This window comes from Emticicia aquatilis (assembly GCF_014644295.1).
Lineage (GTDB): Bacteria > Bacteroidota > Bacteroidia > Cytophagales > Spirosomataceae > Emticicia > Emticicia aquatilis.
Map to the genome: position 1 here is coordinate 394,912 of NZ_BMKK01000002.1, position 17,977 is coordinate 412,888.

The window sequence follows — 17,977 nt, forward strand, 5'->3', positions numbered from 1 at the left end:
ATTTGCTGATTAAACAGACACATTGTTTTCTCTCAAAGCTTCATTTAACGAAGTTTTAAGGTCTGTACTTGCTTTTCTTTGGCCGATAATCAATGCACACGGAACACCAAACTCTCCAGCTGGATATTTTTTAGGCAGCATTCCAGGAATTACAACCGAATTTTCAGGTACATAACCAATATATTCTGTTCCTGTATTTACGTCGATAATCTTAGAGCTACCTGTTATTGTCACACCAGCACCTAAAACTGCTCTTTTTCCAACTCTGGCACCTTCTACAACAATACATCTTGAACCAATAAATGCTCCATCTTCAATAATAACCGGAGAAGCTTGTGGTGGTTCTAACACTCCACCGATACCTACGCCGCCACTTAGGTGAACGTCTTTACCGATTTGGGCACAGCTTCCAACGGTTGCCCATGTATCTACCATAGTACCACTATCTACGTATGCTCCAATATTTACATAAGAAGGCATCATGATAACGCCTTTTGCTAAAAAAGCTCCATAACGAGCAACAGCTGGAGGTACAACACGAACTCCTAAGGCATCATAACCAGTTTTAAGCTTCATTTTATCGTGGTATTCAAATATACCAACCTCTTGTACTGACATTTGTTGCATTGGGAAGTAGAGGATGATTGCTTTCTTTACCCAATCATTAGTAACCCAGCCGTCTGAAGTAGGTTCTGCTACTCTTAATTCTCCTTTATCAACTAAATCTACAATTTGTTTTATTGTTTCTTGCGTATTTTGTTCTTTTAATAACTCACGGTTATCCCATGCTTGTTCGATAATTTCCTTTAGATTCATTGTTTAAATAATATGTAAATTAATTGTTTACTTTTGTTGGCTTAAATTGCTTATAATAAGACTTTTATGATTATATTTTAAGGTTTTTTTAAGGATTCGTTTTGTTTTAATTCATTGTACTTTTCTAAGAAGAATAATATTTGGTGTTTACATATTTGATAATATTTCCTCTATTATTAACAGTAATCAAAGATAGGAATGATAGAGGTAAAAACCAAGTCTATTGTATAAAGAAATTATTTATGAGGAGGACTCTCCTACTTACGTATTAAATAATAGAATCACCAAACTCATATCTAATGCCTAAATATACAAAGATACGGTTAGTTTTTATACATAAATCTAAATTCTATTATAAAAATATCTAATAATTTTAGTAAATATCACTAAAAGATAATTTTTAATTTAGTTAGTATTACTAATTAAATTAGTATATTATTTTTTTTTAGTAATTATAATTCCTGTAAGTTTTATATATTTCTTTATTCTTTCCCATAATTTTATTAACTTGCAGCGTATTACTTAAACCAAAATTTTACGTAAATGTCAAAAGTTAAAGTAGCAATTAATGGATTCGGACGTATCGGTAAATTAGCGTATCGTCAAATTTATAACATGGAAGGAATTGATGTAGTCGCAATCAATGACTTAACAAGCCCTTCAACACTTGCACACCTTTTAAAGTATGATAGTGCTCAAGGCAGATTTAACGCTACGGTTACATCTACTGAAAATAGTATTATAGTAAATGGTGATGAAATCAGAATCTACGCTCAACGTAATCCTGCGGATATTCCATGGGCTGAGCATGATGTTGATGTAGTTTTAGAATGTACAGGTTTTTTTACTGATAAAGATAAAGCTGCTGCACACTTAACTGCAGGAGCAAAAAGAGTAATTATCAGTGCACCTGCAACTGGTGATTTGAAAACAATCGTCTATAATGTTAACCACAATATTTTAGATGGTAGCGAAACTATCATTAGCTGTGCCAGCTGTACAACCAACTGCTTAGCACCAATGGCTAAAGTTTTGAACGATAGTTTTGGAATTATTGCTGGTAGTATGACAACAGTTCACGCTTATACAAATGACCAAAATACATTGGATGCTCCACATGCTAAAGGTGATTTGAGAAGAGCGAGAGCGGCGGCGGCTAACATTATACCAAATAGTACTGGTGCTGCAAAAGCAATTGGTTTAGTATTACCAGAATTGAAAGGTAAATTAGATGGTGGTGCTCAACGTGTACCTACTATCACTGGTAGTTTGACAGAATTAACTTGTATTTTAGAAAAAACTGTAACTCTTGATGAAGTAAATGCCGCAATGCAAGCTGCTGCAACTGAAAGTTTTGGTTATAATACAGACGAAATCGTAAGTTCTGACATCATTGGAACAACTTTTGGTAGCTTATTTGACGCTACTCAAACTAAAGTTGTAACAGTTGGTGATAAACAACTTGTGAAAACTGTAAGTTGGTATGACAACGAAATGAGTTATGTAAGTCAACTTGTAAGAACTGTAAAGTATTTTGCAACTTTGATTTCTAAATAATATTTCAATCAAAAAGGGGCTTAAAAGCCCCTTTTTGATATTTATTTTCTATTTTTCGATGCTAAATAATTGATTTTATAGCCCTGAGCTACAAATAAACGCTCGTAATGAGTTTCGATTCCATAATGCTCAACCAATAGTGGCGAGGTATATAAATCAGTAGTTTGTCTTAAAACTTCAAACCCTGCAGCTGGAATGGTATCCAGCGAATATTCAAATAATGGGTAATTATCAGTTTTAAAGAAAAAATCTCCATCATTTTTTAGAATTTTCTTGTAAAGTCCTAAATATCGACTGTTTGTAAGCCTTTTTCGTTCTTCTTTATCTCTTGGTTGTGGGTCTGGATGAATCAACCAAATCTCATCAACTTCGTTATCTTCAAAAAACTCTTCTAAAAATGCCATTGAAGTCCTCAAAAAAGCAACATTGGTTAATCCCCAATCATTAGCACGTTTACTTCCACGAGCAATTCGGTCGCCTTTTATATCAATTCCAATAAAATTTTTATCTGGAAATTCCTTTGCTAAACCTGTAGTATATTCGCCTTTACCACAAGCCAGTTCAAGAACAATCGGATTTGAATTTTTGAAGTATTTTTCTCTCCACTGTCCTTTTATAGTCGTATAGAGTTCTTTTCCTCTTTCGACAACATTTTCAGATTCAGCATTATACTGGAATCTTGGTAGTTTTCTTCTTGCCACTCTCCTACTTTATTTATAAATTATTGATTATCAATCACTTAATAACTACACACTCTCTATTAATACTATATTATAAAAAGTATTGTATGTATTATTATTTTGTAAAATATAGAAATATTATTATGTATAGTATTTATTAGACTATAAGTTATCTAACTCAGCAACCACAAAAGTACTGCCACCAATATAAATTAAATCATCTCTTTGAGCCTTTTCTTGAATAAATTTCAAAGAATCATTCACGCTGAGAATTGAATATCCTGATATTCCGTGCGACTCAGCTATTTTTATCAAATTCTCAGAGGCCAGTGAACGAGGTGTATTTGCTTGACAGAAACAATAAGTACCATCTTTAGGGAATAATTCCAGAATTTCGTCAACGTTCTTGTCCGTTACAAAACCAAGTATAAAGTATTTCTGCTTGATATTTAACTTCTTGATTTGGTCAAGTACAATTTTCAAACCATGTTCATTGTGTCCAGTATCACAAATAGTCAACGGTTTTTCCGATAAAATCTGCCATCTACCTTTCAGGGAAGTTAAAGTAACAACTTTAGAAATTCCATTAATGATTGCCTCATCAGAAATACTATAAGACAAACTTCGTAAAATCATTACAGATTGAACAACTCCCGCAATATTTTTTAATTGATAAGGACCAATTAATTGTGAATTTAAGTCTTTGAAAATAAGCCTCGGAGAATCAATTTCAATATTGAAAACATCAACTATTAAATTAGTTGAATTAGTTTCCTTTTCAACAACACTAAAATTTTCAGATGCAAAGTAAATTTCGGAATTCGTAGATTTTGCTTTATCAATAAATACCGGCTTTGTTTCATCATTGTACTCAGAAATAACAACTGGAATATTCTCCTTAATAATACCTGCTTTTTCTGAAGCAATTTTTGGAAGTGTATCGCCAAGTATATTTACATGGTCAAAACCAATGTTTGTGATGACACTTAAAATCGGTGTGATAATATTTGTTGAATCTAATCGTCCACCCAAACCAACTTCTATGACAGCAATATCAACATTTTCATTTGCAAAGAAATCAAATGCAATGGCTACACTTAATTCAAAAAAAGAAGGTTTTAGTTCTTCAATAAAACTTTTATGTTCTTTTACGAATGTAACAACATTCGCTTTTTCAATAGATTTGCCATTAATCCTGAATCTTTCAGTGTAATCTTTCAAATGTGGCGATGTATAAAGGCCTGTTTTATAGCCAGCACTTTGAAGTATAGCAGCTAAATAATGAGAAGTACTACCTTTCCCATTTGTACCAGCAACATGAATTGATTTAAACTTTAGATGTGGATTTCCTAAATATTCACTTAATTTTAGAATATTGGTCAGACTTCCCTTAAAGGCTTTCTCTCCATCACGATGGAAAACTGGAAGTAAAGAATATAAATAATCTATTGTTTCTTCGTAAGTCATTCTTTAAAAATACTTTATGCAAAGCTACTAAGATAGTAGCAAAAGAGAAAAGGATTTTAACTGAATAGTAGAATAAGTTGAGGCAAATAAAAAAGGACACCTTTGAAGGTGCCCTTAAATCTTGCAATTTTGAATATCAATTTCCAGATTGAATATTGATTGTAATCGTACCTGTTGCTCTCGGAGGTGGAGTTCCTTCGGGAGAAAGTACAGAACTCAATTTTTGTTGAATATAATTTTTATAGAAATTTTGAACCGATGGACTAACAGTTGAAGAAACAACGCTTATACCAACTACATCGCCAGAATCATCAACAGTAACTTTGAAAACAATTTTACCAGTTTCAGAAGAACCATCATCTGGCAGAGAAAGCTTTCTTTTATTCCATCCGCTCAGACCGCCAATAGAAGCACCAGAACCTCCTCCTTTGCCAGGTTTGCCCATCATACTTTTACCATCGAGTGTTCCTCTTGGGTCACCTTTATCACCCACTTCACCTTTTTTGCCATCACCATTATTATTTCCACCAACACCATCTCTTGTTCCGATTGTACCATTTGACGAGCTATTTGATTTTGCTCCACTTCCAGAACCTGTACCGCCTTTTTTCATAATTGACCCTTCTTCAACCGAACGCTTTACTGGTTCAGGTTTTGGAGGCTCAACTTTTGCAGGTGCTGGTTTTGCCTTTGTTTCAACTGGAGTAGGTTTTACTACTGGTTTAGTTTCAACTTTTTTTACTGGCTTGTTATTTTCTTTTTCAGTGACAGGGCTTTTTTCATCATCGGCTGTAATGACTGGTTTTGCTGGAGCCTCTTTTACCTTTACTTTTTCAACCTTCTCAACTGGTGGTGGGGTAACTATAGGTTTTGTTTTTAAAGGTTTAGCTTCTGCCTCATCTTTTTCTGATGGTTTTACATCATAATTATTGGGAGATATATTGGCTTTATTGGTTGTTTGGATATCACCACTACCGACTAAATCAACACCATAGTTTAGTTCAACACCTTCAGCTTCTTCGGGAGGTGAATACATTAACTTTAAAAAAAATAATAATCCTAAAAATAAAGCATAAACGACCAAACTCAATAAAAAAGCGGTTGTTTGATGTTGCTTATTTTCGTTATCGAGTGATGCTGATTGCATAGAAAAATGTTTAATAAATTAGGAATAATATACTTATAAAAAAACCTGTAAGTGTTTTGCTTACAGGTTTTTAAAATAAATTGATTAGATTAGTTCGCTTTTATAATTGCAGGTTTTTCTCCGATTAACTTTGTGTGTTTCTCAGAAAGCTGAGTTGCTTCGGCATAAGACCCAGCCTCGGCTGCAACCACCTTCGATAATTCACCAACTTTAATAACTTTTGGAGTAAAGCCATTCTTGATAAGAATTGACTGCAACTTTTCTACGTTTTCTAAACTTTTAAAAACACCTGAAACAATCAAATAACGCTTTTCGGCTGTATTTATTGTTGCGGTAGCAGCTTCAACAACTGGTGTTACCGCTGGTTTTTCTATTTCTTTTTTAGACTCTACTTTTTTTGGAGCCGTTTCGATAACCGATGTTGTAGGTTGAACAGGAAGTGTTTTAAGTTCTGTTGTAGCTACTGGTTGGTTATCAAAATTAGGTTTGATAATATCAGTTTCGGCCGTTGGAGTTTTTACTGAAACTTTTTGAACGACTTCTTCCTTTTTAGGAATATAATCTAATGGGTTGAAACTACTTTTAGCAGTCTCATTACTACTTTTAGGGCCTGAAAAAAGCACCACAAATAAACCAGTCGACAAAAGTAAAATTGGAATTGAATAAAGTGCGTATGTCCAACCAGTAGATTTTCTTACAGCTGTACTTGAATAAGATGATTTATGAACTAATAATTCATCATCATCTTCTTCAAAAGTCTGGCTGTAAGTATATTTCTCTTTCGCAATTTGGCGAGGAAATAGACTATCAAAACCAAAACTTTCGCTGTAAAAGTTATTTTTTCTATCTGGTTCGAAAACTAAACTGTTTTCTTCGTTAAGCACAAAATTTCCAACTTTATCAAAACTAAAAGATTTTTCAGTTGCTAATGAATCTTTTATATCTGTTACAAAAGATTGAATTTTTCGTTTAGCTTCATCAATAGTTACACTTTCTCTACGTGAGATATGAGTAGCCAATAATCCATCATCCTGTTTTAAAATTTCATTGAAAGCTATTCTTTTTTGTGGTGGCATCAATGAGCCACTGATTTCATTAAAACTTGAGGGCAAATAATTTGCAATGAAAGCCCCAAAGTTTGGTACGGTCACGTAGTCGTGTTCGTAAAGTAAGGTGCGTATATGGTCAGCAACTGGTCTCATAAGAGATATTATAAAATTTGGAGTCCTTTGTAATGCTAAGTTAAAACGAAAAATTGACTCCTACAAGAAAATTCAAACCTTGTTGCGGATAATATAGATAGCGTTCGTATTTTTTCCCTAAAATGTTATTCAATTTGACAAATGCAGTGAATTGTTTCCCAAACAGATAGTCGAACTCGGTATTCATATCAAATATTGCTTTGTTTGTTACGATTGCATTTGTTGTAGGATTTTTGGCAAAAGTTTTACCGATGTATGCTAAATCTAAGTTGGCAATCAATCTATCAGATACGATTAAAGTATTTCCCCATTTAACAGTTACGAGCGGACGATGAAATGGTTTTTCGTAGGCTCTTTTTTGATAATGGTTTATTTCTGTACGCAAATATGTACGCCAGATTTGGGCTGGTTGGTAGTTTAATTGCACGTTTACGTTAACGTATTGAGTTTTAAGACTATCATACAAAACAGTAAATTTTGCAGTATCACCTAACATTTCGGTGGCTTTTGGTGAATAATTATTGAAATAGTAAAGGTTTTTGTAATAACCCATTGAGCCTCTGAAATTGAAACTAAAACCAGAACCAATATCTCCTTTTCCACCAACATAATATTCTTGAAGTTTTTCGGTATTCAACAATTTGGTTTGTTGTTTTAGATATGGATTTTCGTTTAAGAAACTTCCAAGTGTATTTCTAATAATATCTCCGTCGTAACCTGCAAATACATAAATCAAATTTGGCAATTTGTAAGTGAGTTCAACAGTCGGAAAACCTTTGGTACGGTTAATTTTCTTTACCTCATCAAATTCATTGACTGCTTTATAACCAATACTTGCACCAAAACGATTAAGGTTTACTTTAAATGAAGGTTCAACTCTAAATAAATTTCTCTTGTCAACTTCACCATCGCTACGCTGTGCCATATTTGCATCTGCATCAACTAATGCGATGAATTTATCTTCAATGATAGGAAAATAGGCATTAAAAGTAGTTGTCCAGTCAGTTTCTTGAGCCGAATAATTATCTTTTAATGAGCGGATGTTTGTTTTCAAGGCATAATCCACTCTCGGATTAGGAGCGATATTCTCAAAACCTACGTTAAAATTGAGAGTGTTTAAAATTTGTTTGATTTCTTTTCGGTCGAATTCTACTCTCGGACGTTTATAGCCATAAAAATAATATTGGTCTCGATTATAAGATAAACCTCCATTTACTTGAAATTTCTCAGCTAAATATTTGCCAGTCAATTCGGCTTTGTCATACATATTTGCCGAATTTTTATCATCAACTGGCCCACGAGTAGTTGAATTGTGCATGGCATGAACGCCAAAAATCATCTTGCTATCTTGAGCCGAATTGACATATAATTCTCCGAAAATTCTTCCAAAGTTACCCGCACCCAAACTGATGTAATTATTATATTTTTCCTCCTCTTCTTTCTTTTTTCCACCATCAGGAGAAACCACGGTTGGGTTAAATTTTACTTCTTCGATACCCTTTAGTTTTCTATCAAAGAAAGAATATTTCATCTGACGGTCTTCAGGATTCGTTTTAACTGGTGGTATTTTTTCAAAGACTCGATTGGCTGGCGGCAACTCAACTTTGCGGTCTTTTGTAATTACAATGTCGTCATCGAGCTGTGCGAAAACACTCGCTGAACTTGATAAAATTATGCCGAGAGCTAAGATTATTTTTTGAGAAAATAAATTATCTTTAGCTGAAATATTATTTAATTTGATAAAATTCATGATTTTAAGTTTTTTTTAAGTTCAACCACTTAACTCTTTGGTTATAAGTATTTAGCGAAAGTTAAACTAACAGCTTATTCTTTATTTTCTATATCTTTTAATTTCTTCTTAGCTGCATCAACTGTTTCTGGAGTATCTGAGTTTTCGATTACTGATTTGAGGGTTGCCTTGGCCATAAAGTAATCATTCATCCCAACATAATTATCAGAAATTAACAAGAAACTCTTTTCGTACCAATAGACAAATTCAGAAAAATCTTGAGCTAATTCTTGTAAGATTTTAATTGACTCCTTGTATTTCTTTGCTTTATACTGCATCTCTCCGATGAAGTATTTTGCTTCGGCTCCGTTGTTATCTTTTGCCATCGCAATGGTTTTCTTAAACTCTTCCTCTGCTTTTACAAAATCGTTCTTTTGCATGTAAGCTTTACCTAAAAGTAATTGAGCTTTATTGGTCGCACCCATTACAATACTTCCACCATTATTAATAATTTCTTTACTGAATACAATAACCGAATCTTGATTTCCAGTAATGTAGTAAGAGTCAGCTAAACCTTGCCATGCTGAAACAATATCACGTTTGTTTTGTGAAGCAAATAGCACAGTTCGGAAATTAGTGATTGCATTGCGATAGCTTTTGTTTGAAACCTCAATGGCTGCCGCTCTTAATGCAGATTTCGTTACGAAAGTAGTACGATTATCAGTAATAACCTGACTGTAGTATTTCAAAGCATTTGTTTTATCATTTGAAATATAGTATGAATCAGCTATATAGTACTTGGCTTCAAAACTATTACTGCTATTTGGATAATTTCTGATGTATTTTTGGAGTGCGGCAATCGCTTTATCGTATTTTTCATTCAAATAAAGATTTTTAGCCGATTCATATTCAAGATTTTCGACTGAGCCATTGGCTGGGTTAACTTTCTTGTATTCATCAACAACCGCAGAAAAGTCTTCGGGGCGACCTACAGAATTTAAACTTTCTTGCAAACCAAGCAAAGCATTATCTGCTTCATCTGAGTTACCATAACGTTGTAGAATCAATTTATAATCAATAATAGAAGCCTCAAAATTCTTCATATTTGAGTAAGCCAATGCTCTTTTCGATAATGCTTTTGGCATTAAAGCACTTTTTGGTCTTTCTCGAATCATTTTACTTAAAATCGTGATGGCACTTTGATTATTACCCTTGTCAAGTTCTAAAACACCGCTTTGATAAAGAGCATCATCTACCAAACGAGAATTAGGGTATTGAGCCGAAATTCTATCAAATAGTTGCTGGGCTTCTTGATTTTTACCTAAGAAAGTTAGCGTAAGTGCCTTTTGATACATGGCGTAATCTTTCTCAGTTTTGTTTTCTTTGATGGCTTGGTCGTAATACGTAATGGCATCGTTGTAGTTTTTGGTTGCCAAATAACAGTCTCCGATTCTAACAAGAGCATCTTCAAAATTCTGACGAGTACTTTCTTCTCTTTTTCCTTTCAAAAACTCCTTGAAATAGTTACTCGCCTGCTTGTAATCTTTGTTGTTATAATTGAGATAAGCCAATCCATATCGACTTTTTTGTTTTAAACTTTCGTTACTTGTATTCAAAACATCTTTATACAAGGCCTCAGCTTCAGGTGATTTCGCAGCGTATGATGCCTCAGCTTTCCAAAACATTGCATTATTTTTTAATTCAGCATCAATTGGTTGTGACAGTGATTTATCAAAATATTGAATTGCACGAGCGTAACGTTCGGCATTAAAATCTAAAACACCTTGATTGTAGCAAAGACGTTGATACGCCAAATTAATTTTACTCGTGCGTTTCTTTAATCCTTCAATGTAAGAGATTGCTTGAGAATAATTATTCGAATCAAACAAAACATCACTCAATATTTCGTTTACCTCATCTTCATATTTGCCATTCGGATAATTTTTAAGATAATCTTGAAGTTCGTTAATCCCTTGCTGATTATTACCTAAATCAATAGCCACTTTCGCAAAATTAAATTGAGCTTCTTCTTTGATAACTTTATCAAAATTGGCAGTTTTTGCACGGTCGAAAGCAGCTAATGCCGCATTTAAGTCATTAACTTTTAAAGAAGAAATTCCTAAATAATAAGCCGCTTGCTGTCCAATTTCAGTATTTTGAGCGGCAATTTTCTTGAAATTTTCTACTGCTTTATCAAAAACATTGGTTTTGTATAAACTGTAAGCGTGGCGGAATGTTACTTGATTTGAAACTGCCCCACGTTTAAAGTTTCTGAACTTATCATAATACTTTGCCGCCTTAACAAAATCATCTTTGAAATAACAAACTTCGGCAGTAACCAAGCATATATCATCAATCTTTTTCCCATTCGGTTTTTCGATAATAGGTTCAGTATAAGCCAAAAGTTCATCGTTTTTCTTTTGAACGTATAAGATATTGGCAATCCAATTCGGGATTTCAATTCTATAAGGGTTTACATTCTCAACTCTTTTCAAATCATTCAATGCAGCATCATAATTTTCATTTTTATAATTTATCACGCCAGCATAATAAGATGAATGCGATTGATAATCAGAAGCAACGGCCTTAACTTCATTGAAAATTGGCAAAGCTCTTTGAAAATTATTGGTCTGATAATAAGATACTGCCAATTTATATTTCATTTCGAGCGATTGTTGGCTATCGCTGGCACCTGCGGTTGCTTTTTCCAGATAAACAATTGCTTTATTATAATCGCCTTGGTCGTAGAAGTATTTTCCTAAATCATTATAGATAACCTTGGCTTTTGGATGGTCGGAATGATTGACCACAAAACGCTCAATTTCAATATCAGCATCAGTGGCTTTTGCATATAAGCCAGATAATGCTGAGTAGTATTCGGCGTTGGTCAGATTAAACTCATTTTCCTTTAGCGTTTTTTCTGTCGATTGTATGTAATGTTTAAATTCTTCTCGGGAAGCTGTATATGCTTTTTTCTGGAAAAGTTCAATCCCTTTGTTGTAGTGAGATTCGGGGTCGGTATAAGCAATCGTATTTTGAGCGTACGAAGAATGACTTACTTGCAATAAAGTACCGACAAGCAAAGCGGAAATATTCCTAACGGAAAACCGCCCTATGGCAAAAAATTGATTCATGGAATTAAGGATAGTAAAACAAAAACCAAGTTAGGTAAAAATATTAAATCAAACAGAGTGCCAATTTTATATTTGAGAGAAAAATGAAGTAATTTTATGCAAAAAACGATATTTTTATAAAAAAATTGTTTATTAAGTTTCAACAACAAACAAATCCTTATTTTTTGATGAAAAATACACTTTTTAAATGTCTCCCTTTGTTTTTGTTTTTACTTGGGGTCAATTACCTCAATGCCAAAACACTTTCTGAACCTGAAGAAAACGGCATTCCTAAAACCAACATCACCTATGAGTTGTCAATGTCAGAGCCTTGGACTCACTACTTTGAAGTAAGTATGACTCTGAGCGAAATTGATAAAATTGATGCTTTAAGTAAGAAAGATTACGTTGATTTTAAAATGCCGGTTTGGACTCCAGGCTCTTATCTTGTAAGAGAGTATGCCAAAAACGTTGAATCAGTTTCGGTATCTGATGGTAAGAAAGATTTGAGGTTTGATAAAATTAGCAAAAACACTTGGCGTGTATATGGCAAAAACTCAAAAATTAAGATTAGCTACAAAGTTTACGCATTTGAGTTGAGTGTTCGCAATAGTTTTTTAGATGATTCGCATGGTTACCTCAATGGTGCAAGTATGTTTTTGTATGTTCCAGAATTAAAAATGTCTCCTTCAACCTTGACAATCAAACCCTACAAAAACTGGAATACGATTTCAACAGGACTTAAAAAAGTATCGGATAAGGATTTCGTTTATTACTCACCAGATTTTGATATTTTGGTTGATAGTCCAATCGAAATTGGCACACATAAAGTATTGAATTTCAAAACTTTAGGTATTCCTCACGCAATCGCACTTTATAGCAACGCTCCGCTTTTAGCAGATGAAAAACTAACCGTTGAAACTTTCAAAAAAGTTACAGAAGCTGCTGCAAGTGTTGTTGGCGAGCATCCTTGTGAAGATTATACTTTTATCATTCATCAGTTACCAGGCATCGGCGGCGGACTCGAACACCTAAATTCAACTACTTGTCAAACTTCGCCAAGTGCCTACATGAATGAAGGCACCATGAAAAACTCAATGAGTTTGATTGCTCACGAATATTTTCATTTATGGAATGTCAAACGTATTCGTCCGATTGCACTCGGGCCATTCGACTATGATAATGAAAATTATACTCACATGCTGTGGGTTTCGGAAGGTATCACCTCATTTTATGAAGATAACATTTTGTTGCGTGCTGGAATTTACACACCTGATGATTATATCAAACGTGAGCAAATTGCCATAAGTAGTATCGAGAATCAAGCTGGAAATACAGTTCAGCCAGTTGCAGAATCAAGCTGGGATGCTTGGATAAAATATTATCGTCCAAACGAAAATTCAAGAAATAGTACAATTTCATACTATGATAAGGGTGGCGTATTGGGTGCTTTGTTAAACCTGTATATTATCGGTGAAACTAAAGGTCAAAAATCATTGGATGATGTGTTCCGTTATTTATGGAACGAGTTTTACAAAAAACAAAAAAGAGGTTTCAAAGATGAAGAATTCCAAAAAGCTTGTGAATTAATTGCAGGAAAAAATATGGATACATTCTTCAACAAGTACGTTTGGAAAGCCGATGCGATAGACTATAATGAGTTCTATAAATATGTTGGAATGACTTTAAACAAAGAAGTTGACTCAACTACACCATTTTTGGGAGTAACAATGAGCAATGGAAAAATTTCAACAGTTCAACGTGGGACATCTGCTTATGATGGCGGACTCAATGTAAATGATGAGATTTTAGAAATCAATGGAGTTAAAACAATGAACCCTGCTGGAGCAATCTCTGACAAAAATGTAGGCGATAAAGTTTTGGTTAAGGTAAAGCGTTTTGGCCAAGAATTTACTTATGATATTATTCTAAAAGCAAATCCAGCCATCAAGTTTAAACTTGAAAAAGTACAAAATCCAACAGCGGAGCAAGAAGCCCTTTATAAAAAATGGTTATTCATCAAATAATCTCTTGCTAACAAAAAAGCTCGCTTACAAGCGAGCTTTTTTGTTAATCTATTGAATCTAAAATCAATTCAAAATCCTCTGACATTTCTTTGAATCTATTAACTACTCTTTCCATAAACGTATCACCCAGCATTTCTTCGATTTCATCTTCTCCCGATACATCATATTCACTAACTTTGTATGTCTGTTCGTACATACCCGCTTCAAACTTTATGATAAACTTATTGTTCCAAGCATAAAGTGACGCTTTGCAGAAATTATTTGGTATTTCTTTTATAAATTTCATTTTCGAATAATTTGTTGATTGAAGTGCAATGTTACGAAAGTATTTTCAATTCAAAAAACAAATTCAAAATTTTAATCATACAAACTATAATTAAACAATGAACAATACTTTTAATACTTTTAGATTTATTTATATTTTTTTACCTATTATTATAATTTTAGGTTGTGGAAGGGCGAAAAAAGATACCGAATTATTTTTTATACAAGGTAACGTGGCGTATAAGAAAGGTAATTTTGAAGAAGCAATCAAATTTTATAGTGAAGCCATCGAAAAAACGCCAAAATTTGCGGATGCGTACAATAATCGTGGCCGAGTAAAACTCGAAATGGATAATCTGGAAGGTGCTATTCAAGATTTTGAGAAAGCGGTTTCGATTGATGATAAATTCTACATGGCAAAATTCAATTTAGCTGAAGCTTACTCAAATACTGATAAATTGGAAGAGTCATTGAGTTTATTAAAACAGATTTCTAATCAATATAAAGATTCATCGTTCTATTATGTAACTCTCAGTAATGTATTGATTCAAAAAAATAATTTTGCTGAAGCCAATTCTAATCTTGCTGTTGCATTAAAGCTTAATCAACAAAATGATAAAGCCTATACAAACTTGGGTTACATTCAATACACCGATAAAAACTATGATGTAGCTAAGTTAAACTTTGAGAAAGCTATCAGTCTAAATCCAAAGCAAGATTTTGCAATAAACAATTTGAGTTTGATAGCTGCCCAAAAGGAAGACTACGCAAAAGCATTAGAATTAGTTGAGAAAGCGATTGAAATAAATAAAAATGAGATATATCAAAATAATAAAGCCTACTATCTTATAAATTTAGGTAAACTGGAAGAAGGAAAAAAGTTATTGGATTTGGTACTTGAAAAAAACAAAAACAGTGCTTGGGCATATAGAAATTTAGGTGTGTATTTTCTAAAAGCAAAAAACTTTGCGAATGCCAATGAAAACTTTTTAAAATCTGATAAAATTGACCCAACTGTTGAACTATTGAATTACTATCTCGGCTTGACACAACAAAGCCTTGGAAATAATTCCAAGGCTTGTGAATATTGGTCAGTAGGTCAGAAACTCAATGAAGCAAAGTCGATTGAAATGTTAAGTAAAGTCTGTAAATAATTTTTTGTATTCAGCAAAAACTTCAGCATTTCTAGAACCATCCACTTCCACTTCAATCACAACTGGTCGGTTTGTTTTTTGGTGAAGCAAGTTTAACGCACTTTCGAGACTTGCTTCATCATTAACTTTAAAGTATTCAACATCATTTTCTTTGCAAAAATACTCAGCCGTACTGTTTTGTTTAGTTTCAAAATAATCACCTACTTCTAGTTGCTTACTTGGCCCATCAATGATTCTAAAAATGTTTCCGCCATGATTATTTATTAATATAACTCTCAGATTATCAGGCAAATACGTGTTCCAAAAGGCATTTCTATCATAGAAAAATGACATATCTCCTATCAAACAAGTGACAATCTTATCAGTTTTCAAAGCACTTCCAACCGCCGAACTCATTGAACCATCAATGCCACTTGTGCCTCGATTAGCAAAAACTTCTATATTTTTACCCTTTTCTAAGCCTATGAGATTTGAATATCGCACTACCATACTGTTGGCAAGATGAAATATCGAATTCTCAGGCAGTTTATCAACTACATTTCTAATCACTTTAAATTCGCAATAATCCGAATTATTCAAAAAGCTATTCAACTTTTGCTTAGCCTTTTTACTTACTTCATTCCAAAACTCAAAATATTCGTTATCAACTTCTTCATCGCCTTCTCTAAAATTTAAAAAATCTAAATCTTCAAAAAGTTGCCCAAAGAAATATTCAGGAGATACTTCTACTTTATGAGTTAAGGTTTGAAATGGGTCAATCAAATCAGGATTTTCTTGAATATGAAAATGATACGTTGGCCTATTATTTCTTATGAAAATTTTCAAATTTTTAGAAATTACCGACTTCCCACAAGTAATAAGTAAATCTGGTTTTAGTTTTCGTTTAAAACTTTCGTTTTTTGATGATAAAAATACATCAGCCAATATTGGGTCAATATTATTTACGTTTGAAATAATATCTGCGACTACCGGCACGCATAACTCCTCTGAAAATTTTTCTAAAATTTTATTCAACTCAGAACTTTGTCGATGCCCAACTACAATCAATTTATTTTCAGAGTTTTGCCAAATTTCTTTAAAATCAATCCAAAATTGATTCGGTAGTTTTTTTTCTATCGCAGCATTTTGAATAATTCTGACATTTCTGTCAAATGAAATTACTTCCTCTGCTGTTGGGTAAAACGGTTCTCGAATTGGTACATTTATATGTACAGGACCTTTAGGATGAACTTGTGTTAAATTAATAGCCTCATTCATTACTCGCTCAATCTGCCATACTGCGTCAGGATTTGAATAGTCAGATGGTAACTCAAAACTTTTCTTTACATGCTTACCATAAATTTCTCTCTGAAAAATTGTTTGTCCATCGTATTGATGAATCCACTCAGCAGGTCGGTCAGCTGTAAGAATAATCATCGGAATTTCTTGAAAATAAGCTTCGGCAATGGCAGGTGCAAAATTATAAGCGGCCGTCCCCGAGGTACAAACCAAGGCAACTGTTTCACCAGTTGCTTGTGCCATACCCATTCCTATAAATCCTGCCGAACGTTCATCACTGATACTGAGCGTTTCAATATCTGGATGGCGAACCATCGAAATCGTTAGTGCCGCACTCCGTGAGCCAGGACAAAGAATGGCTGTCTTCACATTTTTCCTCGAAAATATCTCCGCAATATTATGAATAGGTTGTAAAATTGCCATTTTCAACAATAAATTATATGAAAAGAAACAAAAAAAGGCACGATAAACGCACCTTTTTTTTAATTATTTTAACTTTGAATTTCTGAACGGAATTCAATTATTCAAGATTTTTATCCTAAGTAAGCCTTCAATGCTTTGCTTCTTGAAGTCTGACGTAAACGACGAATCGCTTTCTCTTTAATCTGACGCACACGCTCACGAGTAAGGTTGAATTTCTCACCAATTTCTTCGAGTGTCATGGCTTGCTCACCATTCAAACCAAAATAATAAGTAATTACCTCAGCTTCACGTTGTGTCAAAGTTGATAATGCTCTCATTACTTCTCTACGAAGTGAATCATCAATCAATCCTTGGTCAGGCTTAACTTCGCTATCGTTTTCGAGAACATCCAACAAGCTATTTTCTTCTCCTTGTACGAATGGAGCATCAACCGACACATGGCGACCTGATATTTTTAAAGTATCAATAACCTCGGCAGCAGTAATCTCCAATACCTCTGCCAACTCCTCAGGTGAAGGCTCTCTCTCAAACTTCTGCTCTAAATCAGAGAAAGTTTTTGAGATTTTATTTAACGAACCAACACGGTTTAATGGAAGACGAACAATACGTGACTGCTCGGCCAAAGCTTGTAAGATTGACTGACGAATCCACCATACGGCATAAGAGATAAACTTAAAACCACGAGTTTCATCAAATCTTTGTGCGGCCTTAATCAAACCTAAGTTTCCTTCATTAATTAAGTCACCCAACGACAAACCTTGATTTTGATATTGTTTCGCAACCGAAACCACAAAACGTAAGTTTGCTTTTGTTAAGCGTTCTAACGAATACTGGTCTCCATCTCTAATCTTCTGTGCAAGAATAACTTCCTCATCGGGAGTTAGCAAATCTACTTTACCAATTTCTTGGAGGTACTTATCGAGAGATTGGCTCTCACGATTGGTAATTTGCTTACTAATTTTTAGCTGACGCATATCTTATTTTTAACGGGCAAACGCCCAACAGATTTCTATTATAACGTAAAAAACTTAAATACCTTGACTTATAGAACAAATAAAATTTGTTAAATGTTCATCTGTGAATTAGTTACTGGTTATCAGAAAATTTGTTACTGGCTTAA

Annotated in this window: 13 protein-coding genes; 3 read left to right on the forward strand and 10 right to left on the reverse strand. The window is 33.7% G+C overall.

The window, feature by feature from the left end:
- Positions 1 to 9 precede the first annotated feature (9 nt).
- Positions 10 to 816, reverse strand: a complete 807-nt coding sequence (locus IEX65_RS05910) for a 2,3,4,5-tetrahydropyridine-2,6-dicarboxylate N-succinyltransferase (protein WP_188765098.1) — start codon at positions 814 to 816, stop codon at positions 10 to 12.
- 543 nt (positions 817 to 1,359) lie between these two features.
- On the opposite strand from IEX65_RS05910, the gene gap reads away from it, so the two are divergent.
- On the forward strand, positions 1,360 to 2,373 hold the full coding sequence (gap, locus tag IEX65_RS05915) for a type I glyceraldehyde-3-phosphate dehydrogenase (RefSeq protein WP_188765099.1): 1,014 nt from the start codon (positions 1,360 to 1,362) through the stop codon (positions 2,371 to 2,373).
- A 41-nt stretch (positions 2,374 to 2,414) separates the two neighbouring features.
- Here the strand turns inward: gap and trmB are convergent, their stop codons facing one another.
- The 6 genes from trmB to IEX65_RS05945 form a co-directional block, all read right to left on the reverse strand.
- Positions 2,415 to 3,074, reverse strand: a complete 660-nt coding sequence (trmB, locus tag IEX65_RS05920) for a tRNA (guanosine(46)-N7)-methyltransferase TrmB (RefSeq protein WP_188765100.1) — start codon at positions 3,072 to 3,074, stop codon at positions 2,415 to 2,417.
- Positions 3,075 to 3,215: 141 nt separating this feature from the next.
- Positions 3,216 to 4,520: a bifunctional folylpolyglutamate synthase/dihydrofolate synthase gene (locus tag IEX65_RS05925; RefSeq protein ID WP_188765101.1), complete on the reverse strand. Its 1,305-nt coding sequence runs from the start codon at positions 4,518 to 4,520 to the stop codon at positions 3,216 to 3,218.
- Between the two features lie 136 nt (positions 4,521 to 4,656).
- Complete coding sequence (locus IEX65_RS05930) at positions 4,657 to 5,667, reverse strand: hypothetical protein (protein ID WP_188765102.1); 1,011 nt, start codon at positions 5,665 to 5,667, stop codon at positions 4,657 to 4,659.
- Positions 5,668 to 5,756: 89 nt separating this feature from the next.
- On the reverse strand, positions 5,757 to 6,869 hold the full coding sequence (locus tag IEX65_RS05935) for an HU domain-containing protein (protein WP_188765103.1): 1,113 nt from the start codon (positions 6,867 to 6,869) through the stop codon (positions 5,757 to 5,759).
- A gap of 40 nt (positions 6,870 to 6,909) precedes the next feature.
- Complete coding sequence (locus IEX65_RS05940) at positions 6,910 to 8,619, reverse strand: porin family protein (RefSeq protein ID WP_188765104.1); 1,710 nt, start codon at positions 8,617 to 8,619, stop codon at positions 6,910 to 6,912.
- A gap of 74 nt (positions 8,620 to 8,693) precedes the next feature.
- Positions 8,694 to 11,732: a tetratricopeptide repeat protein gene (locus IEX65_RS05945; protein WP_188765105.1), complete on the reverse strand. Its 3,039-nt coding sequence runs from the start codon at positions 11,730 to 11,732 to the stop codon at positions 8,694 to 8,696.
- A gap of 167 nt (positions 11,733 to 11,899) precedes the next feature.
- On the opposite strand from IEX65_RS05945, the gene IEX65_RS05950 reads away from it, so the two are divergent.
- Positions 11,900 to 13,738: a M61 family metallopeptidase gene (locus IEX65_RS05950; RefSeq protein ID WP_188765106.1), complete on the forward strand. Its 1,839-nt coding sequence runs from the start codon at positions 11,900 to 11,902 to the stop codon at positions 13,736 to 13,738.
- Between the two features lie 43 nt (positions 13,739 to 13,781).
- Here IEX65_RS05950 and IEX65_RS05955 read toward each other — a convergent pair whose 3' ends face one another.
- Positions 13,782 to 14,024 carry a hypothetical protein gene (locus IEX65_RS05955; RefSeq protein WP_188765107.1) on the reverse strand — a complete coding sequence of 81 codons (243 nt, stop codon included), beginning with the start codon at positions 14,022 to 14,024 and terminating at the stop codon, positions 13,782 to 13,784.
- Between the two features lie 97 nt (positions 14,025 to 14,121).
- On the opposite strand from IEX65_RS05955, the gene IEX65_RS05960 reads away from it, so the two are divergent.
- Complete coding sequence (locus IEX65_RS05960; protein WP_188765108.1) at positions 14,122 to 15,156, forward strand: tetratricopeptide repeat protein; 1,035 nt, start codon at positions 14,122 to 14,124, stop codon at positions 15,154 to 15,156.
- Here the strand turns inward: IEX65_RS05960 and menD are convergent.
- Entirely contained in the window at positions 15,136 to 16,857 is a 1,722-nt protein-coding gene (gene menD / locus IEX65_RS05965) for a 2-succinyl-5-enolpyruvyl-6-hydroxy-3-cyclohexene-1-carboxylic-acid synthase (RefSeq protein ID WP_188765109.1), read from the reverse strand. The genes IEX65_RS05960 and menD overlap by 21 nt on opposite strands.
- Positions 16,858 to 16,967: 110 nt before the next feature.
- Positions 16,968 to 17,831 carry a sigma-70 family RNA polymerase sigma factor gene (locus IEX65_RS05970; RefSeq protein ID WP_015031001.1) on the reverse strand — a complete coding sequence of 288 codons (864 nt, stop codon included), beginning with the start codon at positions 17,829 to 17,831 and terminating at the stop codon, positions 16,968 to 16,970.
- Positions 17,832 to 17,977 lie beyond the last annotated feature (146 nt).

Excerpts from the sequence above, each read along its gene's own strand:
- IEX65_RS05970 (WP_015031001.1), bottom strand. The coding sequence starts at position 17,831 with ATGCGTCAGCTAAAAATTAGTAAGCAAATTACCAATCGTGAGAGCCAA.
- IEX65_RS05950 (WP_188765106.1), top strand. The coding sequence starts at position 11,900 with ATGAAAAATACACTTTTTAAATGTCTCCCTTTGTTTTTGTTTTTACTT.
- IEX65_RS05935 (WP_188765103.1), bottom strand. The coding sequence starts at position 6,869 with ATGAGACCAGTTGCTGACCATATACGCACCTTACTTTACGAACACGAC.
- IEX65_RS05930 (WP_188765102.1), bottom strand. The coding sequence starts at position 5,667 with ATGCAATCAGCATCACTCGATAACGAAAATAAGCAACATCAAACAACC.
- IEX65_RS05940 (WP_188765104.1), bottom strand. The coding sequence starts at position 8,619 with ATGAATTTTATCAAATTAAATAATATTTCAGCTAAAGATAATTTATTT.
- menD (WP_188765109.1), bottom strand. The coding sequence starts at position 16,857 with ATGGCAATTTTACAACCTATTCATAATATTGCGGAGATATTTTCGAGG.
- gap (WP_188765099.1), top strand. The coding sequence starts at position 1,360 with ATGTCAAAAGTTAAAGTAGCAATTAATGGATTCGGACGTATCGGTAAA.
- IEX65_RS05910 (WP_188765098.1), bottom strand. The coding sequence starts at position 816 with ATGAATCTAAAGGAAATTATCGAACAAGCATGGGATAACCGTGAGTTA.
- IEX65_RS05955 (WP_188765107.1), bottom strand. The coding sequence starts at position 14,024 with ATGAAATTTATAAAAGAAATACCAAATAATTTCTGCAAAGCGTCACTT.
- IEX65_RS05945 (WP_188765105.1), bottom strand. The coding sequence starts at position 11,732 with ATGAATCAATTTTTTGCCATAGGGCGGTTTTCCGTTAGGAATATTTCC.
- IEX65_RS05925 (WP_188765101.1), bottom strand. The coding sequence starts at position 4,520 with ATGACTTACGAAGAAACAATAGATTATTTATATTCTTTACTTCCAGTT.
- IEX65_RS05960 (WP_188765108.1), top strand. The coding sequence starts at position 14,122 with ATGAACAATACTTTTAATACTTTTAGATTTATTTATATTTTTTTACCT.